This window comes from Streptomyces sp. NPDC058683 (genome assembly GCF_042716195.1).
GTDB lineage: Bacteria > Actinomycetota > Actinomycetes > Streptomycetales > Streptomycetaceae > Streptomyces.
The window spans coordinates 367076-393784 of the sequence record NZ_JBHXSK010000001.1 but is presented as its reverse complement, the minus strand read 5'-3'; the positions used below and the strand labels follow the sequence as shown (position 1 = coordinate 393784).

At 72.4% G+C, this 26709-nt stretch carries 16 protein-coding genes, 1 tRNA gene and 1 pseudogene; 7 read left to right on the top strand and 11 right to left on the bottom strand.

Annotated elements, in window-relative coordinates:
• Window positions 1–155: 155 nt before the first annotated feature.
• Window positions 156–851: a glycoside hydrolase family 75 protein gene (locus ACFWXC_RS01860; protein WP_384471415.1), complete on the top strand. Its 696-nt coding sequence runs from the start codon at window positions 156–158 to the stop codon at window positions 849–851.
• A gap of 48 nt (window positions 852–899) precedes the next feature.
• Here ACFWXC_RS01860 and ACFWXC_RS01855 read toward each other — a convergent pair.
• Window positions 900–1637, bottom strand: a pseudogene (locus ACFWXC_RS01855) (SDR family oxidoreductase).
• Window positions 1638–1694: 57 nt separating this feature from the next.
• The gene (locus ACFWXC_RS01850; RefSeq protein ID WP_384471412.1) at window positions 1695–4037 is read right to left on the bottom strand and encodes a hypothetical protein; all 2343 of its coding nucleotides are present in this window, start codon (window positions 4035–4037) and stop codon (window positions 1695–1697) included.
• A gap of 202 nt (window positions 4038–4239) precedes the next feature.
• On the opposite strand from ACFWXC_RS01850, the gene ACFWXC_RS01845 reads away from it, so the two are divergent.
• Together ACFWXC_RS01845 and ACFWXC_RS01840 are read left to right on the top strand one after the other, a co-directional pair.
• Entirely contained in the window at window positions 4240–5424 is a 1185-nt protein-coding gene (locus ACFWXC_RS01845; RefSeq protein WP_384471409.1) for a glycosyltransferase family 39 protein, read from the top strand.
• Window positions 5421–5603 carry a hypothetical protein gene (locus ACFWXC_RS01840; RefSeq protein ID WP_384471406.1) on the top strand — a complete coding sequence of 61 codons (183 nt, stop codon included), beginning with the start codon at window positions 5421–5423 and terminating at the stop codon, window positions 5601–5603. Before ACFWXC_RS01845 ends, ACFWXC_RS01840 begins: the two co-directional genes overlap by 4 nt.
• Here the strand turns inward: ACFWXC_RS01840 and ACFWXC_RS01835 are convergent.
• Window positions 5600–6499, bottom strand: coding sequence for a class I SAM-dependent methyltransferase (locus ACFWXC_RS01835; protein WP_384471403.1), 900 nt, complete (start codon window positions 6497–6499; stop codon window positions 5600–5602). The two genes, ACFWXC_RS01840 and ACFWXC_RS01835, sit on opposite strands and share 4 nt — an antisense overlap.
• Window positions 6500–6622: 123 nt before the next feature.
• Between ACFWXC_RS01835 and ACFWXC_RS01830 the strand changes: the two genes are divergently transcribed.
• Window positions 6623–7402 carry a phytanoyl-CoA dioxygenase family protein gene (locus tag ACFWXC_RS01830; RefSeq protein ID WP_384471400.1) on the top strand — a complete coding sequence of 260 codons (780 nt, stop codon included), beginning with the start codon at window positions 6623–6625 and terminating at the stop codon, window positions 7400–7402.
• Window positions 7403–7423: 21 nt separating this feature from the next.
• Here the strand turns inward: ACFWXC_RS01830 and ACFWXC_RS01825 are convergent, their stop codons facing one another.
• Window positions 7424–9139 carry a glycoside hydrolase family 6 protein gene (locus tag ACFWXC_RS01825; protein WP_384471397.1) on the bottom strand — a complete coding sequence of 572 codons (1716 nt, stop codon included), beginning with the start codon at window positions 9137–9139 and terminating at the stop codon, window positions 7424–7426.
• Between the two features lie 33 nt (window positions 9140–9172).
• A complete protein-coding gene (locus ACFWXC_RS01820) occupies window positions 9173–10660 on the bottom strand; it encodes a cellulase family glycosylhydrolase (protein WP_384471394.1) in 1488 nt (495 codons plus the stop codon).
• A gap of 261 nt (window positions 10661–10921) precedes the next feature.
• Between ACFWXC_RS01820 and ACFWXC_RS01815 the strand changes: the two genes are divergently transcribed.
• Both ACFWXC_RS01815 and ACFWXC_RS01810 read left to right on the top strand, forming a co-directional pair.
• Entirely contained in the window at window positions 10922–13858 is a 2937-nt protein-coding gene (locus tag ACFWXC_RS01815) for a glycoside hydrolase family 48 protein (protein WP_384471391.1), read from the top strand.
• Window positions 13859–14055: 197 nt separating this feature from the next.
• Window positions 14056–16713, top strand: coding sequence for a cellulose binding domain-containing protein (locus ACFWXC_RS01810; protein WP_384471388.1), 2658 nt, complete (start codon window positions 14056–14058; stop codon window positions 16711–16713).
• 59 nt (window positions 16714–16772) lie between these two features.
• Here the strand turns inward: ACFWXC_RS01810 and selD are convergent, their stop codons facing one another.
• A complete protein-coding gene (selD, locus tag ACFWXC_RS01805; RefSeq protein WP_384471385.1) occupies window positions 16773–17819 on the bottom strand; it encodes a selenide, water dikinase SelD in 1047 nt (348 codons plus the stop codon).
• Between the two features lie 85 nt (window positions 17820–17904).
• On the opposite strand from selD, the gene ACFWXC_RS01800 reads away from it, so the two are divergent.
• Window positions 17905–17997: transfer RNA gene (locus ACFWXC_RS01800), tRNA-Sec, on the top strand.
• A 23-nt stretch (window positions 17998–18020) separates the two neighbouring features.
• Here the strand turns inward: ACFWXC_RS01800 and selB are convergent.
• The 5 genes from selB to fdh all read right to left on the bottom strand — a co-directional run bounded on the left by selB (window position 18021) and on the right by fdh (window position 26696).
• Window positions 18021–19802, bottom strand: a complete 1782-nt coding sequence (gene selB, locus ACFWXC_RS01795) for a selenocysteine-specific translation elongation factor (RefSeq protein ID WP_384471382.1) — start codon at window positions 19800–19802, stop codon at window positions 18021–18023.
• 3 nt (window positions 19803–19805) lie between these two features.
• The gene (selA, locus tag ACFWXC_RS01790) at window positions 19806–21170 is read right to left on the bottom strand and encodes an L-seryl-tRNA(Sec) selenium transferase (protein WP_384471379.1); all 1365 of its coding nucleotides are present in this window, start codon (window positions 21168–21170) and stop codon (window positions 19806–19808) included.
• Window positions 21171–21322: 152 nt separating this feature from the next.
• On the bottom strand, window positions 21323–22324 hold the full coding sequence (gene nrfD, locus ACFWXC_RS01785; protein ID WP_384471376.1) for an NrfD/PsrC family molybdoenzyme membrane anchor subunit: 1002 nt from the start codon (window positions 22322–22324) through the stop codon (window positions 21323–21325).
• Complete coding sequence (locus tag ACFWXC_RS01780) at window positions 22321–23349, bottom strand: 4Fe-4S dicluster domain-containing protein (RefSeq protein WP_384471373.1); 1029 nt, start codon at window positions 23347–23349, stop codon at window positions 22321–22323. Before ACFWXC_RS01780 ends, nrfD begins: the two co-directional genes overlap by 4 nt.
• Window positions 23346–26696 carry a formate dehydrogenase gene (gene fdh, locus ACFWXC_RS01775; RefSeq protein WP_384471370.1) on the bottom strand — a complete coding sequence of 1117 codons (3351 nt, stop codon included), beginning with the start codon at window positions 26694–26696 and terminating at the stop codon, window positions 23346–23348. The genes ACFWXC_RS01780 and fdh overlap by 4 nt, the downstream gene beginning before the upstream one ends.
• Window positions 26697–26709 lie beyond the last annotated feature (13 nt).

The window sequence follows — 26709 nt, the reverse complement described above, 5'->3', positions numbered from 1 at the left end:
TGTCCTGCCCCACCAGTGTTCCCCGGGCTCCATATCGCCGCAATGCATGACAATTCTCCGAGTTCACACCCAGGGGTTGACGCGGACATGCAGCCGGGGCCACCTTGTACGGCACCCGGTCAGGAAACTTTCCTAACAGAAGGGGACCCCCCACAGTGCGCATCCGAACACTGACCCTCGCCGCGGCCTCCGGGGCCGCACTGCTGGCCGCCGGAGTGCTTCCCGCGAGCGCGTCCGGCACCACCGTCCCGAAGTCCGCCCAGGAGGGCTCGGTCAGCGCGGCCGACCTGCTCGCCAAGGTGACCTCCTGCTCCCAGATCTCCAGCGGCAAGTACAAGACCGACGACGAGACCTCGGCCACGATCCCCGTGTGCGGCAAGAACGGCGCGGTGTTCTGGAAGTCCGACATGGACATCGACTGCGACGGCCAGCGCACCACCAACTGCAACGAGGACCGCGACCCCTGGTACCAGGACGACACCGCGTTCCACCAGTCCGACGGCAAGCCGCTCAAGGCCGAGTCGCTGCCGTACGTCGTGGTCCCCAGTTCCAGCAGCATCTGGAACTACTCCAGCGCCGGCATCAAGGGCGGCGGCGTGGTCGCCGTCATCTACAACAACAAGGTCGAGTACGCGGTGGTCGGCGACACCGGCCCCACGAAGATCATCGGCGAGGCGTCGTACGCCACCGCCAAGGCGCTCGGCATCGACCCCGACCCGGAGACCGGCGGTGCCGACTCCGGCGTCACCTACATACTCTTCAAGAACTCCACGGTCTCCCCCATCGAGAGCCACAGCGCGGCGGTGTCCCTCGGCGACCAGCTGGCGAAGCAGTTCCTCGCCAATAACTGAACCGGGGCGGGCGGCCCGGTACCACGCGGTACCGGGCCGTCGGGCATATCAGTTGGGCTGCCCGAGCGGACGTACGACGAGGGTGTTGACGTCCACGCCGGCCGGCTGCCGGATCGCCCACACCACCGAGTCGGCGATCTGGTCGGCGGTCAGCAGCAGGCCGGGCGGCAGGCTGCCGTTGGCGTCCCAGAACGGGGTCTCCACCCGGCCCGGCGCGACCAGCGTGACGCCGATGCCGAACTCGGTGACCTGGCGGCGGGTGTTCTCCGCGAGCCCGGTGACCGCCCTCCCCCACTCTCGAATTCACTCGAGCGGGGGGACCCCCATGGTCGCGCCGTACAGGTTGCCGGGCGTGTTCACGAACCCGGCGACGCTGCCGACCAGGACGATCCGCCCCCGGCTCGCCTTCAGGGCGTCGACGGAGGCGCGGATCAGCAGGGCGGGGCCGAGGACGTTGGTGAGCACCATCTCGGCCCAGCCCGCCGGGTCACCGTCGGCGACGGTGTCGTGGGTGGCGAAACCGGCGTTGGCGACGACGGTGTCGAGCCGGCCGTACGCCTTGAGCGTGCTGTCGACCGCCGCCTGCACGTCGGCGTACTCGGCAGTGTCGCCCACGATGGTCAACAGGCCGTCCGGGTCGCCGAGTTCGCGGGCGAAGGCGCGCAGCCGCTGCTCGCTCCGGCCGGTGACGGCCACCCGGTGGCCGGCGTCCAGCAGTTGGCGCCCGACGGCGGCGCCGATGCCGCTGCCGCCGCCGGTGATGAGCGCGACCGGAGAGTCGTTCATGGTTTCCCCCTGTGGTTGGCGATCGACCGGAGTCCATCACTTCGAGCGCTCTCGATGTCAACCACCGCAGGCGGCGCGGTACGGCACGGAGGGCAGGTACCGCACCAGGGCGAGGTACCGCTCGTCCGGGCTCGGCAGGGGCAGCGGGCCGTCGTCCTCGCCCTGGGCGTACCGGTGGAACGGGCGTTGCCGGTCCGCGTCGTCGGTGCCGACGGTGTCGGCGGTGTCGGCCGTGTCCCACAGGTCCAGGGTCGCCCGGTCGCTTCCCGGGTCGTGGGCGAGGCGTCGTACCAGGAAGGTGTGTCCGTTCGGCCCGAACACCCAGTCGGCGTCCCGCCAGGGGCCGGTCGCCAGCCGCCGGGTGCGGCCGTCGGCGAGCGAGCGGATCACCGTGCCGGTGCCGCCGGGCGCCCGGGAGGCGATCAGCCGGCCGTCGTCGCTGACCGCGATCACCCCGGCGGACAGGCCGGGTCGGCTGAGGGAGTGGATGCGCCGGTGGGAGCGGACGTCCCACTGCACGGCGCGGTCGCGTGCCACCGCCGTCAGGATCCGCCCGTCCGTGCTGAGCCACACGGGTGCGTTCAGGGCCCGGCCGCCCTCCTCGGGCTGGACGAACAGGTCCTGTTCGCTCTGCGCGGCCGCCGTGCGCAGCGTCTGCCGGGTCTCCGGAAGGTCGGCGGTACGCCAGGCGGCCAGGGCCAGGCGCATCGCGGTGCGCGGCTCGGCGGTACGCAGGCTGTCGGCGAGGGCGGCCACCCGGCGGGCCTCGGCCTGATCCCGCTGCCGTGCGCTCACCGCGCTCTGCCGCCAGGCGACGGCGCCCGCGGTCAGGGCCAGACACAGCAGGACGGCGAGCGCACCGGTCAGCGCCCTCAGCCGGCGCCCGGCCCGCACGGCGGCCCGCCGCCCGCGTTCGTACGACTCGACGCTCGCCGCCAGGAACTCCCGCTCCAGCAGGCTCAACTCCCCTCGGTAGGGCCCCTCTTCGGCGAAGGCCTCCCGCGCTTCGGTCAGGCGGGCGCCCCGGTACAGCGCCCCCGCGTCCCCCTCCAGCCCGGCCCAGGCGGCCGCCGCCTCGGTGAGCCGGCGGTGGGCACGCAGGCGTTCGCGGTCGGCGTCGATCCAGCCGCGCAGCCGGGGCCAGGCACCGAGCAGGGCCTCGTGGGCGAGGTCGACGGTGTCGCCGTCGACGGTCAGCAGACGGGCCCTGACCAGGCGTTCGAGGACGCGGGCGGTGGTGGGGCCGGTGCCGAGTTCGGCGCGCTGTGCGGGGCGCCGGGTGTCGCCGGTGCCGTCGCCGGGGGTGACCAGGCGCAGCAGCAGGGCGCGGACGGCGGCCGCCTCGGCGGGGGTGCAGCGGGCGTGGAGTTCCTCGGCCGTGTGGGCGACGGCGCCCCGGACGCCGCCGACCGCCTCGTAGGCGGCGAGGGTCAGGGTCTTGGCGGAGCGCCGGCGCCAGACCTCGCGCAGGGCGTGGGCCATGAGCGGCGGCCCGCCGGGTTCACCGGCGACGTCGGCGACGATCCGGGCGGTCAGGGCACGTTCGACGATGTGCTGCCGGGCGGCCGCGGGCCGGACCACCGCCTCCCGGAGCCGCTGCGGCGCCAACGGGCCGACGAGCAGGGTGGAGTCCCGCAACGCCTCGGCGAGCAGGGGATGTTCGGCGCAGTGCCGGTAGAAGTCGGCGCGTACGGCGAGCAGTACGCGCAGCCGGGGATCCGGGTGCAGCAACCGGCCGATGAACAGCTCGCGTTCGGCCGGGTCGGCGCAGAGCGCGAAAACCTCCTCGAACTGGTCGACGACGAGCAGGGTGTCGCCGGGGGCGTCGTGCGGGGTGAGGAGTGCCGGGTGGATGCGGGCGGGGTGGACGCCCGGGGTGAGGATCCGGATGACGGCGGGTCGCCGCTCCGGGTCCCCGGCCTCCCGCAGGGCGGGGACTAGCCCGGCCCGCAGGAGGGACGACTTGCCGCTTCCCGAGGCGCCGACCACCGCTCCGAAGCGGTTGCGGCGGGCGTGTGCGACCAGTTCGGCGATCAGTTCGTCGCGGCCGTGGAAGTGGTCCCGGTCGCCGGCCTCGAACCGGGCGAGGCCCGGATAGGGACAGGGCTCGTCGTCCTCGGCGAGCCGGGTGCCGGCGGTCTCGGCGGCGGCCGTCCGCCAGCGCCGCTCCCACTCCTCGGGGTCGCCGCCGCACGCGACGACGTAGGCCGTGACCACGGGGAGTGTGGGCAGCCGCTCCCCGGCGGCCACCGCCGAGAGCGTGGGCCCCGAGTAACCGGCCCGCAGCCCCATCGCCCGGTAGGTCGGCGTGCCCGCCTCGTCCCGCAGCTTGCGCAGCTCGAAGGCGAACCGCTCCACCGCCCCCGCCGCCGGATCCAGCGGCTTCTCCCGGCGCCCCATCCACGTCTCCCCCGTCGACAGCAACCCTCCGCAACCTAACCGGGATTGACAGGGGAGCCGGTTCGGGGCCGCCCATCAATCCCCCGGCCGCTGAACTCGCCGGTGCACAAGCCGCCGACCTGCACCGGAGTCCGCCATCGCCACCCTGCACGCCACCCGCACCGCGTCCCCGCCCGTTCCGGCCCGGCCACGGCACCGAACCTTGCCCGCCCTCGCCCCGGTCGTCCTCTCCCTCGCCCTCGGCCTGTGGGGGATCGGACGCGACGGCGCCCTGTGGCGGGACGAGGTGGTCAGCTACGACCTGTCCCGGCGCGAACTCCCGGATCTGACACGGACGTTGGAGCGGGCCGACGCCGTGCACGGCCTCTACTACCTCCTCCTGCACGCCCTGTTCCGGCTCTTCCCCGGGGCCGACCCGCTGCTCGTACTGCGGCTGCCCTCCGTGCTGGCCGTCGCCGTCACGGCCGGCCTGCTCACCCTGCTCGGCGCCCGGTACGCGGGGCCGCGCGCGGGGCTGCTCGCCGGGCTGGTGTTCGCGGTGCTGCCGCCGGTCCAGCGCTACGCGCAGGAGGGCAGGTCGTACGCGCTGGTCTGCGCCCTCGTCGTCTGGGCGACGTGTCTGCTGGTCCGGGCCGTGGACACCGGCACCGCCCGGGCCTGGGCCGGCTACGGCGCCGTGCTGCTGACTGCCTGTCTGCTGCACGAGTTCGCGGTACTGGTACTCGCCGCGCACGCCGTGGCCGTACCCCGCGAGGCCCGGCGCGCGTGGCTGAGGACGGTGTGCCCGGTCGTCGCCGCGCTGGCACCCCTCGCCGTCCTGAGCATGCGGCAGTCGGCGCAGGTGGCGTGGATCGGCGGGCTCGGGGCCGGGGCGCTGCTGGGCTTCGGCGGGGTCGCGCTGCTCGGGTGCGCCTGCGCGACGGTGCTGCCGAGGGCGCTGGTCCGGCTCGCCCTGCCGCTCACCGTGCTGCCCGCCGGGCTGCTGATGCTGGTGTCGCTGGCCAAGCCCTTGTACGTCGACCGGTACGTCCTCTACGGCCAGGCGGGCACCGCACTGCTGGTCGGTGCCGCCCTGGACCGGCTGATCCGGGCCGGCGGTCCGCGCCGGGCGGCCGCGCTGCTCGCCGCGGGCGCGGCCGTCGCCGCACTGCTCCCGTCACCGCGTACCTGCGCACCCCGGGCAGCCGCCTGGACGACGTCACCGCCATCGGCGCGGCCGTACGTACGGCGGGCACGGGCGCCGACGGGATCCTCTACCTGCCGGCCCGCCGCCGGGTCTGGTCGCTCGCCGACCCGGGCACCGTGCGGGGGCTGCGCGACCTCGCCCTGGACCGCACCCCCGCGGCCTCCGGAACGCTGTACGACACGGAGGCCGGGCCGTCCGTGATCCGGGCCCGGCTGCTCACCGCGCACCGCGTCGTCGTACTGCGGGATCCGGTGGGACAGCCGCCGGACACCGCGCCCGGTGAGGTCATGAAGCGCAGGACGCTCGCCGAGCGGTTCGAGGAGTGCGGGACGCGGACGGTGCGGGGAGCGCGGGTGAGCGTGTACGCGCTCCGCTGCTAGACGGGCCGTACGGCGGTGTGCACCGTCCGGGCGCCGAGGACGAACACGTCGGACCTGCGGTGCACGCTCGCCGGGTCGGCCGGGTCGAGGAGGCGGTCCAGGGTGGTGCGGTCGTCGGCGTCGAGCCCCTCGCCGACGGTGTCGCGCAGCCGGGAGAGGATCTCGGTCACGTAGGCGCGGGCCCGGTCGGAGGCCGGGGCGGGCAGGTCGATGAGGAAGCTGCGGCTGCGGGCGTACTTGAGCCCGGCGGAGCCGAGCAGCGCGGGCCAGTCCTCGGCCTCGGCGACGGCTCCGGGCAGGTCGGTGCGCATCTGTGCGAACCACTCCTCCTGCAGCGCGTCCAGCCGTGCCTGGAGCCCGGCCCGGCCGATGCCGAGGTCACGGGGCAGGAAGCGGCTGGGCAGGCCGCCTTCGAGGATGGCCAGGGTGCCGCCCGGGGCCAGCCGCTCGCCGAAGGCGGTGAGCGCGGCCCGCTGGTCACCGAGGTGGTGCAGGCTGTGCCCCGCCCACAGGAGGTCCGCCGGGTAGTCCAGCCTGTCCAGGACGCCCGGCAGTTCACCGGCGAGGACGCCGAACCGGTCCCCCACGCCGAGTCGCTCGGCGCGGGCCGTGGCCCGGTCGAGGAGCGGTTCGCTGCCGTCCACGGCCAGCACCCGCGCACCCGGGAAGGCCTCGGCGAACAGACACGACACCACACCGGGCCCGCTGCCCACGTCGACGATCAGCCCCGGCTCGGTGACCTCCTTGCCGAGCCAGCCCAGGGCGTGCTCGTAGAGCGGGGCGAACAGCTCCGCCTGCGACTCCAGGTGCGGGGCCATCTCGGCCCAGTCGATGTCGGTGTGCGCGTGGGGATGGGTGTGGGTGTCGGTGTGCTGGTGGTGGTGATCGTGCGCCATGGGAGCAGCCTCTCGTCCGGGTGCCGCCAGGGTGCGCCGACGCACCGCCCGCGGGCCAGTCCTGTTGCCGGTGCGGCAAAAAACAGGATGCGGACGGCAAGACCGGCGGGCCACGATGGCCGGATGGACGACGAGTTGGTGGAGCGCTTCCTGACCGACGGCTTCGTGAAGATCGAGGGTGCCGTCGCGCCCCGTGTCGCCGAGGGCTGCGCCCGGCGGCTGTGGCGGGAGACGGGATACGACCCCGAGGACCCGGGCACCTGGAAGGACCCGGTGGTCTGGGTGGGCGGCCTGGCCGACGGCCCCTTCGCCGCCGCCCCCAACTCCCTTGCGCTGCACGAGGCGTTCGACCTGCTGGTCGGTGAGCGGCGCTGGGATCCGCGCTATTCGCTGGGCGCCTTCCCGCTCAGGTTCCCGCACCGGGAGGAGCCGGACGACGCGGGCTGGCACATCGACACGAGTTTCCAGCCGGAGGGCGCCACCGACTGGTACGCCAACGTGTGGTCCAGGGAGCGCGCCCTGCTGATGCTGTTCCTGTTCAGCGAGGTGACCGAGGCGGACGCCCCGACCCGCATCCGGGTCGGCTCGCACCTGGACGTGCCCCGGATCCTGGAGCCGTACGGCGCGGAGGGTGCCACGCTGCAGGAGCTCGGCCCGCTGGTGGCGGCGGCCTCCGCGCACCGCCCGGTCGCCCTCGCCACCGGCCGGCCGGGCGACGTCTACCTGTGCCACCCGTTCCTGGTCCACGCGGCCCAGCCGAACCACGGCACCCGTCCGCGCTTCCTGGCCCAGCCGCCGCTGTACCTGAACGCGCCCCTGGAGCTGGACCGCCCCGACGGGACCTACTCGCCGGTCGAGCTCGCGGTCCGCCGGGGCCTCGCCCTGGACTCTGCTGAGGGCTGACCCCGGCGGACGGTCACCGTCCTACGACAACGGCGGGTACGCGTTCGCCATCAGCTGCTGGAACTGGGCGGAGAACCAGTGCCCGGACAGCGGCGCGTTCGGCAGGGCGCCGGACATGCTGTTGCCGTTGCGGGCGTTGCCCGTGTACGTCGGGTCGCACATCTGGTCGAAGCCCTTGCCCTCGTCGTTCGGGATGGCGGTGCTGGAGCCGTCGGACTCGCCCGGGGGCTTCATCCAGACATAGGCGTCGATCCCGGTGGCCGGACTTGCCTGCGGGCGCTCGCCGAGACCGGCTCCGGACTGGTTGCACCAGTTGCCGACGTGGATCCGGCGGTCGTAGCGGCCGCCGTCGACGTAGGTGTCCACGCTGGTCGTCGCGCCGGGGCCGGCCGGGCGGGCGCTGCCGCCCCAGCCGTTGCGGGAGGTGTCGATCAGCATGCCGATGCCGGAGTTGAAGCCGACCGAGACCAGCTGGGTGCGGAAGGCCTGGGCGAAGGACAGCTCGTCGACGTAGCGGTTCCAGTCGACCCACTTGGACTGGCGCACGGAGGTGCCGTTCACCGTGTCGTTGACGGTGAAGTTGTTCTCCTTCAGGGCGCTGTAGTTGGCCGTGTTGGTGATGAAGCCGGCCACGTCGTCGACGGTCGCGCCCTCGCTGGTGGCCGCCTGCTTGAACAGGGTGGCCGACGGGGCGAAGTTGTCGTCCCAGCCGAGCCAGCCGTGGTGGCCGGCGTCGAGGTAGTTGTAGACGTTCGGGATCGCGCCCAGCTTGGCGAGCGCGTAACCGACGCCCTTCACGTAGTTGCCGTTGCCCAGCATGGTGTTGCAGTTGGCCGTGGCGGTGGCGCGGCTGCCGGTGTTGGTGACCAGGTTGGGCAGTGAGTCGATCTCGATGGTGGTGACGATCCTGAGCGAGGCGTACTTGGGGTCGGCGAGGATCGTCGCGATCGGGTCGATGAACTGCGTCTTGTACTTGTCGATCTCCGTCGGCCCGAGTTCGCCGTTGGAGGCGAGGGCCGCGCAGTCCCGTCCGGGCAGGTCGTAGACGACCAGCTGGACGACCTCCTCGCCGCTGCCCTTCTGGGCGAGGGCGGCGTCCAGGTGGGCGCGCAGGCCCATGCCCCCGTTCACGCCCGCGATGGCGGCGATGCGGTCCAGCCAGACGCCGGTGGGCTGGTTGGAGATCCGGCTGCCACCGGTCTCGGCGGCGGCCTTCGCGGACCACTCGGGGTTCACGTACACCTTGGCGCCGGTGTAGGGGTTGTCGACGCGGGTCCCGGAGCCGCCCCCGTTGTCCCCGCCACCGCCGCTGCCGTCGTCGACGTTGCAGGTGACGCCGTCGAGGGTGAAGGCGGTCGGGAGCGCGTTGGTGCCGCTGTAGGACCCGTTGAAGCCGAAGCTGACCGAACCGCCGGTGGCCAGCGTGCCGTTGTAGGTCTCGTTGGCCGCGGTGACGGCGGTGCCGCTCTGGGTGATCCTGCTGTTCCAGAAGCTGGTCACCTTCTGGTTCCCGGCGTACGACCATTTCACCGCCCAACTCGACTTCGCCGCCGAGTTGTTGGTGACGGTGACGGCCGCGGTGAAGCCGGCGCCCCAGTCGTTCTGGATCTTGTAGTCGACGGTGCAGGGGATCGCGGCGACGGCCGCCGCCGAGGAGGGGGTCACGGCGACCGCCGGCCCGGCCACCCCGGCGACGAGCGCCAGGGCGGCGAGTACCGCTGTTCTGGTACGGCTCATGAGTGCGGGTTCCTTCTTCTTCGGTGGGCGTGCTTACGGGTTGACGACCTGGAGGTGGTCGCGCAGACCGGCGCCGTACGCCGTCGGCGTACCGCTGTAGTCGGAGATCAGGGACGGGCCGGAGGAGCAGTCCCACGTGTTCCAGGTCCAGCCCAGATAGGACAGGCCGCGGTCGTCGAACCACTTCATGACCTGGTCGACGAAGCCGTGCGAGCAGGTGTTCTCGCCGATCTCCCCGGCGACCAGCGGCACCTGGGCCGCGACCGGGGCGAGGGTGGAGTTCCAGCAGCTCTCACTGGCGCAGGTGTTGAAGTTGTAGACGTGGTAGGCGGCGACGAGATTGCCGGCCGGGTCGGTGGGTTTGTACGCGAGCCACTGGCTGAGGTCGTTCGAGTACGCCAGCCCGCCGATCATGATCACGTTCCTGGCGCCCGCCGACCGGATGCCGTCCACCAGATCCTGCATGCCGGCGACCTCGTACCCGATGCCCGGGCAGGTGCCGCCGTCCCGCCAGCACTGCCAGGCCTGGGTGGTGGTGGAGGTCGCCCGGTCCGGGTACGGCTCGTTGAACAGGTCGAACACGGCCGCCGGGTCGTCCTTGAAGGTGCCGGCCACCGAGGACCAGAAGGACGGGGTGTACTGCGCGTCCGGCATCGGCTTCTGGCAGGTGGCGTGCACGTCGGAGCAGCCCGCGGAGTTACCGGTGTACTGGCCGTAGGACCAGTGGAGTTCGAGGATCGGCGTCATGCCGAACGACTCGACGCGGGCGACCAGGTCCTTGACCGCGTTGATGTAGTTGGCGCCGCCGTACTCGGGCTTGACGTTGGACAGGCCCAGCCAGCACTCCTCGTTGAGCGGGATGCGGACCGCGTTCGCCTTCCAGTCGGCGATCGCCTTGATCGCCGCGTCGTCCACCGGGCCGTCCCAGATCCCGTAGCCCTGCACGCACATGAACTCGCCGCCGGAGCGGTTCACGCCGAGGAGGCGGTGGGCCGTGCCGCCGGCGTCCACGAGCTTGGTGCCGGAGACATGCAGGGCGGGCGCCGTGCCGGTGCCGGGCGGCTCGGTCGGGGTCGGGGTGGGAGTGGGAGTGGGAGTGGGTTCAGAATCGACGTTGCAGGTCGTGCCGTTGAGCTTGAACGCCGTCGGCACGGTGTTGCTCCCCGACCAGGAGCCGAGGAACCCGGCACTGACGCTGGCGCCGGTGGCCAGCGGGCCGTTCCAGCTCTCGTTCGTGGCGGTGACCGCCGTACCGGACTGGGACCACTTGGCGCTCCAGCCCTGGGTGACCTTCTGGCCGTTCGCGAAGCCGAAGCCGAGGCTCCAGCCGCTCATGGCCGCCATGTTGTTGGTGATGGTCACGGAGGCCTGGAAGCCGGTGTCCCACTGGCCGGTGACCGTGTACTGCACCGTGCACGCCGGCGTTGCTCCGGACGCCGACACCACCGGCACCAGCGCGGACCCGACGAGGGCGACCGCACCGGCGACGGCTAAAAGAACTGAACGCGGGGGGTGTCGCATGAGCGACTCCTTGCAGCTCGGGCGCGTCGTGACGGACGCGTCGACTGAACGGAATCGCTCCCACTGGTGCGAAGGAAGGTAGCGCCAAGTGACAGCAAAGAACAGGGGAGTTGCTTGACTTTTCCTCAGCGGCGTCCGTCGAATCTTTTCGACTCTTCAACTGCCTTGACCGCACCATGCCACGTCTCCACTATGGGAGCGCTCCCACTGGTTCAAGCCTTGACTTCTTCCCGAGCCGCAAGCGCAAGGAGGAACCAGCACATGCATCCCGCACACCCCCCGCACCCCGGGCGGAGACGCAGAGCCGTACGACGGTTGTGGACGGCCGTCGTCGCTGCCCTCGCCCTGCCGCTGTCGATGCTCGCCACCGGGACGACTCCCGCCCATGCGGCGACGGTCCAGTGCAGCGTCGACTACAGGACCAACGACTGGGGCACCGGCTTCACCGCCGACCTGACCCTCACCAACCGCGGTACCGACGCGATCAACGGCTGGACGCTGACCTACGCGTACACGGGCAACCAGAAGCTGACGAACGGCTGGAACGGCATCTGGTCCCAGTCCGGCACCTCGGTCACCCTGCAGAACGCGTCGTACAACGGCACCGTCGCGGCGGGCGCGGCGGTGTCGACGGGCGCCCAGTTCTCGTACACCGGCAGCAACGCGGCGCCCACCGGTTTCGCGGTCAACGGCACGACCTGCGCCGGCGCGCACCAGCCGCCGGTCACCGTGCTGACCAGCCCGGGCGCGGGCGCGGTCTACACGCAGGGCGACGCGGTGCCGCTGGCGGCGACCGCTGCGGCGGCCGACGGCGCGACGATCAGCAAGGTGGAGTTCTACGACGACACCACACTGCTGGGGACGGACACCTCGTCGCCGTACTCGCTCTCGGTCACGGGTCTGACCGTGGGCAGCTACTCGCTGGTGGCGAAGGCGTACGACAGCCTGGGCGCCTCCGCGTCCTCGACCCCGGTCGGCATCACGGTCGCCTCCGGTCCCGCCGTGGTCGCCTCGCCCACCCAGCTGGGCATCCAGCAGGGCGCGACCGGCACGTTCGGGGTGCGCCTGTCGAAGCAGCCGACCGCCAACGTGACGGTCTCGGTGGCCCGGACGGCCGGGAACACCGGACTGTCGGTGAGCGCCGGATCGTCGCTGACCTTCACCCCCTCCAACTGGAACACCGCGCAGAACGTGACCGTCGCCGCGGACTCCGCCGGCACCGGCACCGCGACCTTCACCGCGTCGGCGACCGGCTACACGAGCGCCGCGGTCACCGTGACGGAACTGGCCGCGTCGAAGACGTACGACGCGCGCTTCCTGGACCTCTACGGGAGGATCACCAACCCGGCGAACGGCTACTTCTCCCCCGAGGGCATCCCGTACCACTCGGTCGAGACGCTGATCGTCGAGGCGCCGGACCAGGGGCATGAGACCACGTCGGAGGCCTACAGCTACCTTCTCTGGCTGCAGGCCATGTACGGCAAGGTCACCGGTGACTGGTCCAAGTTCAACGGCGCGTGGGCCCTCATGGAGAAGTACATGATCCCGACCCACGCCGACCAGCCGACCAACTCCTTCTACAACGCGTCCAAACCGGCCACGTACGCACCGGAGCTGGACACCCCGAACGAGTACCCGGCGAAGCTGGACACCTCGGTGCCGGTGGGCTCGGACCCGATCGCCGCCGAACTGAAGACCGCGTACGGCACGGACGACGTCTACGGCATGCACTGGCTACAGGACGTCGACAACGTCTACGGCTACGGCGACACTCCGGGCGGCGGCTGCGAGGCGGGCCCGGCGGCCGACGGGCCGTCCTACATCAACACCTTCCAGCGCGGGGCGCAGGAGTCGGTGTGGGAGACGGTCCCGCAGCCGACCTGCGACGCCTTCAAGTACGGCGGCACGAACGGGTACCTGGACCTGTTCACCGGCGACTCGTCGTACGCCAAGCAGTGGAAGTACACGGACGCCCCGGACGCCGACGCGCGGGCGGTGCAGGCCGCGTACTGGGCGGACGTGTGGGCGAAGGCGCAGGGCAAGGGCGCCGATGTCTCCGCCACGGTCGGCAAGGCGGCGAAGATGGGCGACTATCTGCGCTACGCCATGTACGACAAGTACTTCAAGAAGATCGGCAACTGCGTCGGCCCGTCGACCTGCGCGGCCGGCACCGGCAAGGACGCCTCGGACTATCTGCTGTCCTGGTACTACGCATGGGGCGGCGCGACCGACACGAGTGCGGGCTGGGCGTGGCGGATCGGGTCCAGCCATGTGCACGGGGGCTATCAGAATCCCCTGGCCGCCTATGCGTTGAGTTCGTACGCCGACCTGAAGCCCAAGTCGACCACGGGCGCGGCGGACTGGGGCACGTCCCTCACCCGGCAGCTGGAGTTCTACCGCTGGCTGCAGTCCTCCGAGGGCGCCATCGCGGGCGGTGCGACGAACAGCTGGCAGGGCAGGTACGCGAGTCCGCCGGCCGGTACGTCCACGTTCTACGGCATGTACTACGACCAGCAGCCCGTCTACCACGACCCGCCGTCCAACCAGTGGTTCGGCTTCCAGGCCTGGTCGATGGAGCGGGTCGCCGAGTACTACCAGCAGACCGGGAACGCCACGGCCAAGGCGATCCTCGACAAGTGGGTGGCGTGGGCGCTGTCCAAGACCACGATCAACCCGGACGGCACCTACCAGATCCCCTCGACGCTCCAGTGGTCGGGCCAGCCCGACACCTGGAACGCCTCAAGTCCCGGCTCCAACAGCGGACTTCACGTCACCGTCGCCGACTACACGAACGACGTGGGCGTGGCGGCCGCGTACGCCAAAACGTTGACGTACTACGCCGCCAAGTCCGGCAACGCGACGGCGAAGTCGACGGCCAAGGCGCTGCTCGACGGCATGTGGGCCCACTACCAGGACGGCCTGGGGATCGCGGTGCCGGAGACGCGGGCCGACTACAACCGCTTCGACGACAGCGTGTACGTGCCGAGCGGGTGGTCCGGGAAGATGCCGAACGGTGACGCGGTCAACTCGTCGTCGACGTTCGCCTCGCTGCGGTCCTTCTATCAGGACGACCCGGCGTGGTCGAAGATCGAGAGCTATCTGGCGGGCGGGGCCGCGCCGTCGTTCAGCTATCACCGGTTCTGGGCTCAGGCGGACATCGCGCTGGCCATGGGGTCGTATGCGGAGCTTCTTGAGTAGTTCCGGTGATTGCCGTGGTCGGCCGCGGGTTTCGTCGTGGCTGGTCGCGCCCACGCGGCGGAGCCGCATATCGATACAGCCCCGCGCCCCTTACGGGGCGCTGCAGCCGGGCCGTCCTCACCCGCACTGGGGGCGGCCCGGCACCTCTCACACCAGACGGAAAGCGCTTACTCCACTCATTCTTGGAAGGAGCCTCCGTGCAAAGAACCCGCATCCTCACCGCCGTCCTCGCCCTCGCAGCCGGCTTACTCGTCGGCACCCCGCCCGCGCTCGCCGTCCATGAGACCGCGCAGGTCACGCTCGCAGCCGACACGTACACCTGGCACAACGCCCGGATCGACGGGGGTGGCTTCGTCCCCGGGATCGTCTTCAACCGCAGCGAGAAGAACCTCGCCTACGCCCGTACCGACATCGGCGGCGCCTACCGCTGGCAGGAGTCGTCGAAGACCTGGACGCCGTTGCTCGACTCGGTCGGCTGGGACGAGTGGGGCCACACGGGCGTGGTCAGTCTGGCCTCGGACCCGGTCGATCCGAACAGGGTGTACGCGGCCGTCGGGACGTACACCAACGGCTGGGACCCGACGAACGGGGCCGTGCTGCGCTCCGCGGACCGTGGTGCCAGCTGGCAGAAGACCGATCTGCCGTTCAAGCTGGGCGGCAACATGCCCGGCCGGGGCATGGGCGAGCGGCTGGCGGTCGACCCGAACAAGGACAGTGTGCTGTATCTGGGCGCCCCCAGCGGCAAGGGGCTGTGGCGGTCGACGGACTCCGGGGTGACCTGGGCGCAGGTGGCCGGCTTCCCCAACGTCGGCAACTACGTGCAGGATCCGGCCGACACCAGCGGCTACGCCTCCGACAACCAGGGCATCACCTGGGTCACCTTCGACGAGTCGACCGGGACGGCCGGCACGGCGACGAAGACGATCTACGTCGGGGTCGCCGACCTGCAGAACTCGGTGTACCGCTCGACGGACGCGGGTGCCACCTGGACCCGGCTCGCCGGACAGCCGACGGGGTATCTGGCGCACAAGGGTGTGCTGGACGCCGTCAACGGCTATCTGTATCTCTCCTACAGCGACAAGGGCGGCCCGTACGACGGCGGCAAGGGCCGGCTGTGGCGGTACACGACCGCGACCGGCACCTGGACGGACATCAGCCCGGTGGCGGAGACCGACACGTACTACGGCTTCTCGGGACTGACGGTCGACCGGCAGCACCCCGGCACGGTGATGGCGACGGCGTACAGCTCCTGGTGGCCGGACACCCAGCTCTTCCGCTCCACGGACAGCGGTGCGACCTGGACGAAGGCGTGGGACTACACGTCGTACCCCAACCGCTCGAACCGCTACACGATGGACGTCTCGTCCTCCCCCTGGCTCACCTTCGGAGCGAACCCCTCTCCGCCCGAACAGGCCCCGAAACTGGGCTGGATGACGGAGGCGCTGGAGATCGACCCGTTCAACTCGAACCGGATGATGTACGGGACGGGAGCGACGCTCTACGGCACCGAGAACCTGGGCAACTGGGACTCCGGCGGCCAGTTCACGGTCAAGCCGATGGTGCAGGGCCTGGAGGAGACGGCGGTCGACGACCTGGCCGCGCCCCCGTCCGGCGGGGCCCAGCTCTTCAGCGCGCTCGGTGACATCGGCGGCTTCCGCCACACGGACCTGACCAAGGTCCCCTCGCTGATGTACACGTCCCCCACCTTCACCACCACGACGAGCCTGGACTTCGCGGAGACGAACCCCAACACCGTGGTCAGGGTGGGCAATCTCGACTCCGGCCCGCACGTCGCGTTCTCGACGGACAACGGCGCCAACTGGTTCGCCGGGACGGACCCTTCGGGGGTGAGCGGCGGCGGTACGGTCGCCGCGGCCGCCGACGGCAGCCGGTTCGTCTGGAGCCCGGCGGGCACCGGCGTCCAGTACACGACGGGCTTCGGCTCGTCCTGGTCGGCGTCGAGCGGGATCCCGGCCGGGGCGGCCGTCGAGTCGGACCGCGTCGACCCGAAGACCTTCTACGGCTTCAAGTCAGGCAAGTTCTACGTCAGTACGGACGGCGGCGCGAGCTTCACCGCGTCCGCCGCGAGCGGCCTCCCGAGCGGCGACAGCGTGCGTTTCAAGGCGCTGCCCGGGACGAAGGGCGATGTGTGGCTGGCCGGCGGCGCCACGGACGGCGCGTACGGGCTGTGGCACTCCACGGACGGCGGCGCGAGCTTCGCCAAGCTCTCGAACGTCGACCAGGCCGACACGATCGGCTTCGGCAAGGCGGCGACCGGCGCCTCGTACCAGACCCTCTACACCAGCGCGAAGATCGGCGGAGTACGCGGCATCTTCCGCTCCATCGACAAGGGCACGACCTGGACGCGCATCAACGACGATGCCCACCAGTGGGGTTGGACCGGCGCGGCGATCACGGGGGATCCGCGGGTGTACGGCCGGGTGTACGTCTCCACGAACGGCCGGGGCGTGATCTACGGCGACACGGCCGGAGGCGGTGACGACGGCGGAGGCGGCACGGATCCCACCCCGACCGGCGCCTGCACGGTCGCCTACGGCATCACCAACCAGTGGACGGGCGGCTTCCAGGCGGACGTCCGGCTCACCAACACCGGTTCCGCGTCCTGGACCGGCTGGTCCCTGGCCTGGTCCTTCCCGAGCGGCCAGACCGTCGGTCAGCTCTGGAACGCCGACTGGACCCAGTCCGGCGCCTCGGTGACGGCGAAGAACGTCAGCTGGAACGGCACGGTCGCGGCCGGCTCCTCGGTGTCCTTCGGCTTCACGGGCACCTGGACGGGGGCGAACACCAAACCCACGTCCTTCAAACTGGGCGACCAGACCTGCACGGTCGCCTGACCGGCCGAGGGCGCGTGCCGCACCGGGCACGCGCCCTCTCGGCCGCGCGACGGGTCCGGTCAGCGCACGACCAGTCGGTGCGGTCCCGCCGGGACCAGTTCGCCGATGACCGGGGCGCCCGGGACCTCGCCGGCGACGAGGAGGCCGCCGGAGGTCTGGGCGTCGGCGAGGAGGAGCCGGGTCAGCTCGTCGGCGCCGCCGAAGTCGGTGTGCGGGGTGACCCACGCGAGGTTGCGACGGGTGCCGCCGCTGATGTGCCCGGTGCGGGCGGCCTCCCGGGCGCCGTCGAGGAACGGCACCGCGGCGGAGTCGACGACGGCGGTCACGTCCGACGCGCGGGCGAGCTTGTACAGGTGGCCGAGCAGGCCGAAGCCGGTGACGTCGGTGGCGCAGACCGCCCCCGCGGCCACCGCGGCGCGCGCCGCGTCGCGGTTGAGCGCCACCATCGTCTCGATCGCGTGCGGGAAGACCTCGCCGGTCGTCTTGTGCAGGTTGTTGAGGACTCCCAGGCCCAGCGGCTTGGTCAGGGACAGTGGCGTCCCCGGCCGTCCCGCGTCGTTGCGCAGGAGGTGGTCCGGGTCGACGGTGCCGGTCACCGCCATGCCGTACTTGGGTTCCGGGTCGTCGACGCTGTGGCCGCCCGCCACGACGCAGCCCGCCGCCGCGGCGATGTCCATTCCGCCGCGCAGTACTTCTCGCGCCAGATCGAACGGCAGCACGTCGCGGGGCCAGCACAGGAGGTTGACCGCCACCAGCGGGGTGCCGCCCATGGCGTAGACGTCGGAGAGCGCGTTGGCGGCGGCGATGCGGCCCCAGTCGTAGGGGTCGTCGACCACCGGCGTGAAGAAGTCCGCCGTGGCGACGGCGGCGGTCGCGCCGGCGTGGCCCGGCAGCCGGATGACCGCCGCGTCGTCGCCGGCTTCGAGGCCCACGAGCAGGTCGCCCGTGGCGACGCCGGGCGTCCCCGGGGCCGTCAGTCCGGCGACGATCTCCTCCAGTTCGCCGGGGGGAATCTTGCAGGCGCAGCCGCCGCCGTGGGCGTACTGCGTGAGCCGCACGGTCCCCTGCCGTGGTGGCTCATGGATGCCGGTTCGTGTGCCAGTCATGGCTGCATCAATCCTTGCGGGTGACGGGGAGCGCCGTGTGGCGCGTTGACTTGCCCGGGAATGCGACGGTTCGATGACCCTGCGAGGAGGCGTAAGGGTGCCTGGTGGCCCTCCCGGTCTTCAAAACCGAGGTGTCCGAGCAACTCGGGCAGGCGGGTTCGATTCCCGTCCGTCTCCGCCGATCGGCGCGTGCCGGCCGCGTCACCGGCCGTCCAGGACTGTGGCGGGGCAGCGGCGCAGCGCGGCGTCCACCCGTACGGTGTGGCCGTGCCGGTCCAGGTATTCCAGCAGCGGGACGGCGACCCGGCGCGTGGTGTCCAGCGCCCGGCGTGCCTGACTGGTGGTGAACGGCTGCTCCAGCCGGGCGAGGACGGCGGCGGCCCGTACGTCCGCGTCCGGCAGCAGCACGATCCCCGGGCCGATCCGCAGCAGGACGCCCGCGGCCTCGGCGGCGGCCAGCAGCTTGGGTGTGAGGCCGAGTTGGTGCAGCCGGTCGGCGTCCGGGGCGTGGAAGGGCGCACGGGCGAGGTCCGCGCGTACGGCTTCCAGCGCGGCCTCGATCGCGGGCGGCAGCGTGGGGCCGCCGTGGCTGCCGTAGAGCCGGCCGTCGCTGTAGCGCAGGCCGGGCGACCGTGCCCGGAGCGCGTCGACGAGGCCGCGGTCCGGCAGTCCGAGCGTCTGGCGGGCCGTCTCCAGGGGCATGCCGGGTTCGAGGGGGTTACCGGCGGCGTGCTCCTCGACCGCCTCGGCCAGGCGCTCGCGCAGCGCCGCCCAGTGGGCCGGGTCCGCCAGCCACTCCCCCGCGACCGGCTCCACCGGCGGTTCCACGCCCATGGCGAGCAGTTCCGAGCGGCGGATCAGGCCGCGTCGGCGCAGTTCCCCGGCTCCGTCGGCGGGTCCCGGCGCCACCGCCAGTTCCCGGGCCCGGGCCGCCGCCGCACCGCGCCGGGTCAGCCGCGGCGGGCGGACGTCGAGCACGGTGATGCCCGCCGGGACGCGGTGCCGTCCGGGGTCGCGCAGCAGCGCGCGGTCGCCGACGCGCAGCGGCAGCGGTACGGCCAGCCGCAGGCGCGCGGTGTCCGCGCCGAGCGGACGAACCGTCACCGGCACCGCCGCGGAGCCCGCGTGCAGGGTGAGGTCGCGCGGCAGATCACGGGCCGCGTCGCCGCGCAGCCGTACGTCCACGAGGTCGGTGGTCAGCCAGCGGTCCGGGGTAAGCAGCGCGTGCCCGCGACGCAGGTCCCCCGCGCCCGGTCCCGTCACGTTGACCGCCACCCGTGCGACCGCCCCGGCCTCCTGGCACGGCTCCTTGAGGCACTCCAGCCCGCGTACCCGCAGCGTCCGCCCGTCGTGCGCGTGCTGGAGCCGGTCGCCGACGCGCACGGTCCCCGCGCCGAGGGTGCCGGTGACGACCGTGCCGTGGCCGCGCACCGTGAACGCCCGGTCCACCCACAGCCGTACGTCCGCGGCCAGGTCCGGGGCGGGCAGGCCGCCGCTCATCCGGACCAGGGCGGCGCGCAGCGCGTCGAGGCCGGTACCCGTCACCGCGCTGACGGCCACACTCGGTACGTCGCCCAGGGACGAGCGGGCGATCCGGGCGAGCGCCTCGGCGCGGACCGCGTCCGGTCCGGCCAGGTCGCAGCGGGTGACGGCGAGGATGCCGTGCCGTACCCCGAGCGCGTCCAGGACGGACAGGTGTTCCTCGGACTGCGGTTGCCAGCCCTGGTCGGCGGCGACGACGAAGAGGACGGCGGGGACCGGGCCGACCCCGGCCAGCATGTTGCCGACGAGGCGTTCGTGCCCCGGTACGTCCACGAAGGCCACGTCACCCGCACCGGGCAGCCGCGTCCACACGAAACCCAGGTCCAGTGTCATGCCCCGGCGGCGTTCCTCCGCCCAGCGGTCGGGCTCCATCCCCGTCAGGGCGCGCAGCAGCGCGGACTTGCCGTGGTCGACGTGTCCCGCGGTGGCGACGACGTGCACGGGTCAGTTCCCGGTTCCCGGCCCGGCCGCCCCGGGCGGGACCTCGGCCAGGCGCACCGCCCGTGCCAGGAGCGCGTCGGCCTCCGGCGGCAGCGCCCGCAGGTCCAGCAGGCAGCGGCCGTCCTCGACGCGGGCCATGACGGCGGGGTCGGTGGCGCGCAGCGGGGCCGCGTAGGCGGCGGGCAGCGAGACGGCGGCGCTCGGCAGCGTCACGCCCGGCGCACCGCCACCGCCCACCACCGCCTCGGTGTCGACGGCTTGGCTGTCGATCCCGTCCGCGCCGAGGCCCGCGGCGAGGTCCCGGGCGCGTTCCCGCAGCCGTACGGGGTCGGCGCGCAGCGCGGTGACGGTCGGCGGGACGGGGCCGCGCACGGTCGCCTCCAGGGCGGCCAGGGTCAGCTTGTCCACGCGCAGGGCACGGGCCAGCGGGTGCCGGGCCAGCCGCCGTACCAGTTCCGCGTCGCCCAGCAGGAGCCCGCACTGCGGTCCGCCGAGCAGCTTGTCGCCGCTGGCGGTGACCAGGGACGCCCCGGCCCGCAGCCAGGTCGTCGCGTCGGGCTCGCCGGGCAGTGCGGGCTCCGGGGTGAGCAGGCCCGAGCCGATGTCGGCCACCACGGGCACGCCCAGCGGGGCCAGTTCGGCGACCGACGCCTCCCGGGTGAAGCCGGTGACACGGAAGTTGGAGGGGTGGACCTTCAGGACGAAACCGGTGTCCGGGCCCACGGCCGCGGCGTAGTCGGCGGGGGTGGTGCGGTTGGTGGTGCCGACCTCGCGCAACCGGGCGCCGGTGGAGACGAGCAGGTCGGGCAGGCGGAAGCCGTCCCCGATCTCCACCATCTCGCCCCGGCTGACGACGATCTCCCGTCCCTGGGCGAGCGCGGTCGCGGCCAGGACGAGGGCCGCCGCGCCGTTGTTGACCACATGGGCGGCCTCGGCGGCCGGCACGGCGCGCAGCAGGGCGTCGAGCGCGGCCCGCCCGCGCCCGGACCGGGTGCCGGTGGTGAGGTCGAGTTCGACGTCCGTGGTGCCGGACGCGGACAGCACGGCGTCCCGGGCGGCCTGCGAGAGGGCGGCCCGGCCCAGGTTGGTGTGGAGCAGTACGCCGGTGGCGTTGACGACCGGGCGCAGGGCGCAGGCGGTGGCGGGGAGGGCGGCCACAGCGCGGTCGGCGATCTCGTCGGCGGGTACCTCGCCCGCCCGGGCCCGGGACTGCACTTCCGCGACCACGTCCTTGACCAGCTCCCGTCCGAGCCGCCGTGCCGCCGCGGTCAGCCGGGGATCGGCCAGCAGCACATCGGTGCGCGGCAGCCGCCGCCGTTCGTCGACGGGCGGGGCGGCGCCCGCCGCGCCGGCGTGGTCGCGCGCCATCTCGTGCACCTCCGCTCCGGCCCTGCTGACGGCATCCCTGCCAGGCTAGGTCGGCGGCCGCTCCCGGAGCCCGCGCCGCACCGTGCGGGGTCCGGGTCGGACCGGCGCGGCTCAGGGCCCGGTGCGCGGGCCTCGTGCGGAGTGTGACGGGGTCACGTACCGCCCTCGGCCTCGCGCCGGGCGTCGAGGCGTTCGCGCTGCGGCTTCACCACGTACGCGGGGTCCTTCGTGGACGCCACGCCCGCCTCGAAGGTCCCGAACCGCTGGAACCCGCTGCCCGCCAGGAGCGCGAGGCCGCCGAGCGCGGCGGCGACCCGGCTGCGTCGGGCGAAGGTCAGTGCGGCGCACGCCCCGCCGATGGTCAGGTACTCCGACGCCCTGCGCATCCGGTGGGCGGCGCCGTGGGTGAACGCCGAGGTCTCGAACTGCGGCTTGCGGTCGATGAGGCGGGACGCCACGATCTCGGTCGCGGCCCCGAGGAGAGCCAGCCGGCGGGCCGGTCCCGCCTCCGCCGGCGGGGCGCAGATCATCGCCAGACCGGCGCCGCTCGCCGCGGCGGACCCCGTGAAGACGAACGGCAGCTCCTTGTGGGCCTCGTGCCAGGCCGGCACGGCCGTCTGGGAGAGCAGAACCGCCGTGTACGAGGCGAGCGCGGGGGCGATCGCGGCCGCGGAGACGCCGCCGAGGCGGGCGGCCCACTGCACGGCGGTGGTGAGCCCGGCCCGGTCCAGCCAGGGCTTCGGCACGAGCTCGGCGATGCCGGCCAGGGAGCAGCCGGGGCCGTACGACATCAGGATCCAGGTGCCCATCGACATCGGGGAACTCGGCTTCGCCACCCGCATCATGTGGTGGAAGCGCAGCGGCCGGCCGAGGTCGCCGATGAGGAGGTAACTGCTGGCGAGCAGCGCCCCGAAGCTGCCGACGCGGCAGGACCTGCGCATCTCGGGCCGCCCGGTCAGGTCGGCGCCGACGGCCAGCAGGGCGGCGCCCGCCGAGAGTCCGCCGGTGAGGAGGTAGGCGGGGACCTTCCACTCCCAGACCGGCGGCTTCAGCACCGGACGACCGTAGTAGGAGCGGAACTCCGCGCGCGGGACCATCGGCTCCTCGCCACCGCCGCCCCCGCGGTGCTTCCCGCCCCCGCCGCGCCCGGTCATCGACGGCCTCCCTTGACGAACACCGCTGCGGACGCGGCCACCATCATCCCGGCCGCCACGGCCGCGTGCTTCCACATGGATCCCAGGTCACGGGTGGTGACGACCGGGTCCGGCGGCAGCCCGTAGACCTCCGGCTCGTCGAGGAGCAGGAAGAACGCGCCGTCGCCGCCGACTCCGTCGTCGGGGTCGCGGCCGTACAGCCGGGCCTCGGGCACGCCTGCCTCGTGGAGTTGTTCCAGGCGGGCGTCGGCGCGCTCGCGCAGTTCGTCGAGCACGCCGAACTGGATGGAGTCGGTCGGGCAGGCCTTGGCGCAGGCCGGTTCCAGCCCGCCCTTGAGCCGGTCGTAGCACATGGTGCACTTCCAGGCCCGGCCGTCGTCGGGGCGGCGGTCGATGACGCCGTAGGGGCAGGCGGAGACGCAGTAGCCGCAGCCGTTGCAGATGTCGGGCTGGACGACGACGGTGCCGAACTCGGTACGGAAGAGCGCCCCGGTGGGGCAGACGTCCAGGCATGCGGCATGGGTGCAGTGCTTGCACACGTCCGACGACATCAGCCAGCGGAAGTCGGTGCGGGTCTCCGCGCCGCTCCCGGCGCCGGGCAGGTCGAAGCTGGGGAAGCCCAGGTCGACCGGTTCCGTGCCTAGTTCGGCGCCGGCCCGGTGGCCCGCGTCGTGCAGCGCCTCCGCGACCACCTCGCGGGTGGTCTCCGTCCCGGACGGTCCGGTGGGCAGGCCGACCAGGCCGGAGTCCTGGTCGCCGAGCCGCAGGTCCTGCTCGATGAAGGCGACGTGCCGCCAGGTGCTCGCGCCGAGCGAGCCGGTGTTGTCGTAGGACATGCCGAGCAGGTCGAAGCCGTCCGCCGGGACGTCGTTCCACTCCTTGCAGGCCACCTCGCACGCCTTGCAGCCGATGCAGACGGAGGTGTCGGTGAAGAAGCCGACCCGGGGCGGGTGGTCCTCGGGGTGGCCGGCGTCGCCGGCCGGGTCCGCCAGCGGGCCGAAGAAGCTGTTCTCGTGCTCGCTCATCTGGGTTCCTCCGGCCCTTCAGAGGTGGCCGGGCGGCCGGAGTCCTCCGGTCCGTCCGGCGCTGGACGGCGGCCGTCGTCAGGGGGCCCGTCCGTCCGGTGGCCGTGGGCCGTCACCTCGCTGGTGCCGGTCCCGGTGGTGATCCCCGCCCGGCGCCGGTAGTCCTCGACGTACGCGCGGAGTGCGGGGCCGCGCGGGCGCCGCCCGGGCCGGATGTCGCAGGTGAGCACCTTGCTCTCCTGGATCAGCACGTTGGCGTCGGCCACCACGCCGATCAGGTCGTTGACGACGTCACCGGTGGTGATGCCGCGACTGCCCCAGTGGTAGGGCATCCAGATCTGGTGGACCGTGTGGCCGTCGAGCCGCAGCGGGGCCAGCCGGTCGGTGACGGCCACCTTGGCCTCCACCGCAGTCCGGCTGGTGATCACGTGCGCCCAGCCCATGTGGTGCAGTCCGCGCTCGGCGGCGAGTTCCGGGGAGACCTCCACCGTCAGTCCGGGCTGGAGCTCCGAGAGGTAGGGGAGCTGGCGGCTCATCGCGCCGGCCGTGTGGTGCTCGGTGTACCGGGAGGCGGTGAACACGTACGGGAACACCTCGGTGTGGGGCTCGGGAGGCGAGGGGTTGTACGGGTTGTCGGCGCGCGCGTAGGTCAGCCGGGTCGGGTTGGACTGCTGCGTGTAGAGCGCGTTGCGCACCGGGGACTCTTCGGGTTCGTAGTGGGTGGGCAGCGGCCCGTCGACCAGGCCGGTCGGTGCGAACAGCGCCGCCTTCCCGTCGCCCATCATGATGAACGCGTCGTCCCCGGCCAGCGCGTCCGTACCGGTGGCTTCCGGCGGCGGCCGGTGGTGCGGAGGCTTGTGCCGCTGGAAGTCGGGGACGTCGTGGCCGGTCCACTCGCCGCGGTCGCCGTCCCACCAGACGAGAGCCTTGCGCGCGCTCCACGGCCTGCCGTCGGGGTCCGCGGACGCCCGGTTGTAGAGGACCCTGCGGTTGAGCGGCCACACGAATCCCCACTGGTTGTCCGTGATCGGGTGCTCGAACCGCGAGGTGCGGCGCCGGGCCTGGTTCGTCTCGTTCGCGAAGACGCCGCTGTAGATCCAGCAGCCGCACGCGGTGGTCCCGTCGTCCTTGAGCTCCTCGTAGGAGTTGACGGTGCGTCCGGTGGTGAGGTCGATGCCGTTGATGTGGCGCAGGACGTCCTCGGCGGACGGTTCGTCCCCCTGCTCCATCGCGTAGTCCCAGGCCAGATCGAGGACCGGTCGGTCGCGTTCGTCCCGCGACCCCGCCAGCTTCTCCCGGACGATCCGCCCGAGGTGGTAGAAGAACCACAGGTCGGAGCGGCGGTCGCCGATCGGTTCGAGCGCCTGGTCGCGCCACTGGACCATGCGCTGGGTCTGGGTGAACGTGCCGGACTTCTCGACGTGCGAGGCGGCGGGGAAGAAGAACACCTCGGTCTTGCAGGTCCCGGTGGAGATCTCGCCCGTCTCGATCTCGGGCGCGTCCTTCCAGACCGTCGCGCTCTCGATCATCGCGAGGTCGCGGACGACCAGCCACTCCAGGTTGGCGATGCCGAGCCGCTGGAGCCGTCCGTGGGCCGACCCCACCGCCGGGTTCTGCCCGACCAGGAAGAAGCCGTAGACCGTGCCGGCGATCATGTCCATCGCGGTGCGGTAGGTGCCGTGGTCGCCGTTGATGCGTGGCAGCCAGTCGTAGCGGAAGTCGTTCTCCTGGGTGGCCGCGTCGCCCCAGTACTCCTTGAGCAGGGAGACCATGTACGTCCTGGCGTTCGCGAAGTACCCCTTGCGCATCACATGGCGTACGTCGTCCACGAACCTGGTCAGGCTGGTGTGGGTGACGTTGGGCATCGGCAGGTAGCCGGGCAGCAGGTTGTACAGGGTCGGGATGTCCGTGGAGCCCTGGATGCTGGCGTGGCCGCGCAGCGCCAGGATGCTCCCGCCGGGCCGTCCCATGTTGCCCAGGAGGAGCTGGACGATGGCGCCGGCCCGGATGTACTGGGCGCCGACGGAGTGCTGTGTCCAGCCCACGCTGTAGACGAGCGAAGTGGTGCGTTCCCGGCCGGAGTTCTCGGTCCAGGCGCGGCACACGTCGAGGAACTGCCGCCGGGTGATGCCGCAGACCCGCTCCACCATCTCCGGGGTGTACCGGGAGAAGTGCCGCTTGAGGATCTGGAGCACACAGCGCGGGTGCCGCATCGTGGGGTCCGTCGCGATCCGGCCGGCGGGGCCGGGCAGGTCCTCGTGACCGCCGGCCGACTGGGCGGGGGTGGCGGAGATGAGCGTGCTGCCCTGCCTGCCGTCGCCTTCGCCGCCGACGCACTCGTACGCCCAGCTGCTGCTGTCGTACTTGCCGGTCTCCGGGTTGTAGCCGCTGAACAGGCCGTCCAGGTCCTCGGTGTCCCGGAAGTCCTCGCGCACCAGGAACGTGGCGTTGGTGTAGGCCCGTACGTACTCCTCGAAGTGCAGGTCGTTGGCGAGGATGTGGTTGACGACGCCGCCGAGGAAGGCGATGTCGCTGCCCACCCTGATCCGCACGTGCTGGTCGGCGTGCGCGCTGGTGCGGGTGAACCGGGGGTCGATGTGGACCACCCGGGCACCGAGCTTCTTCGCCTCGATGACCCACTGGAAGGCGACCGGATGGGCCTCGGCCATGTTGGAGCCCATGATGACGATGCAGTCGGCGTCCGTCAGGCTCTCCGGGGTGTCCGTGGCACCGCCACGGCCGAGCGAGGTTCCCAGACCGGGAACCGTGGCGGAGTGTCAAATGCGCGCCTGGTTCTCGATCTGCAGGGCGCCCAGGGCGGTGAACAGCTTCTTGATGAGGTAGTTCTCCTCGTTGTCCAGCGCCGCGCCGCCGAGGCTCGCGAAGCCCATGGTGCGGCGGAGCGGGTTGCCGTGCTCGTCGGTGTCCTGCCAGCCCCGGCGGCGGGCGGCGAGGACCCGGTCGGCCACCATGTCGAGGGCCGTCTCCAGGTCCAGGTCCTGCCATTCGGTGGCGTACGGGGCCCGGTAGCGCACCTTGTCCTCGCGCTGCGGTCCGGTGACCAGCTGCTTGCTGGAGGAGCCCTTGGGGCACAGGCGGCCGCGGGAGACCGGGCTGTCCGGGTTGCCCTCGATCTGGGTGACCTGCTCGTCCTGGACGTAGACGTTCTGGGCGCAGCCGACGGCACAGTAGGGGCACACCGAGTGCACGACCTGGTCGGCGTCCTCGGTGTGGGGCGTGAGGGTCCTCGACCGCTTCGACTGGACCGCCCGGCCCCGGCCCAGCCGGTCGGCTCCGGTGATCTGCCGGTACACCGGCCACAGGTCCGCCCACCGCTTCACGCCCATCCGCCCGCTCCTT